Origin of the sequence: Streptomyces fildesensis, from assembly GCF_016107395.1 — a bacterium.
Taxonomy (GTDB): domain Bacteria; phylum Actinomycetota; class Actinomycetes; order Streptomycetales; family Streptomycetaceae; genus Actinacidiphila; species Actinacidiphila fildesensis.
Genome location: NZ_JAAIKO010000362.1, coordinates 1 through 240, shown reverse-complemented (window position 1 = coordinate 240; position 240 = coordinate 1). Strand labels below are relative to the sequence as shown.

Sequence of the window (240 nt, the reverse complement as noted above, 5' to 3'; positions counted from 1 at the left end):
CTACCATCCAAATGAGTCAGTATAAATTGGAATCCACATAGTGCCTCAGTCAGAGATAAAGAGTGCTCAACAAACAAGTCATCACCCTTCCGCTTGAACTTAGGGTGCTCTTTCTGTTGTAGGACGAAGACTATATCGCCTGTGACTGTGTCGGGCGCTTCATCAGCTTCTCCAGGGAAAGTTATCCTCTGCCCATTTTGCATCCCCTTCTCTACAATGACTTCCAACACTTTCTTCTCC

Annotated in this window: 1 protein-coding gene; it reads right to left on the bottom strand. The window is 45.8% G+C overall.

Annotated elements, in window-relative coordinates:
• The coding region (locus tag C6N31_RS47485) for a DnaJ C-terminal domain-containing protein (RefSeq protein ID WP_498063738.1) at positions 1 to 227 on the bottom strand (227 nt) is incomplete at its 3' end.
• Between the last annotated feature and the right edge of the window lie 13 nt (positions 228 to 240).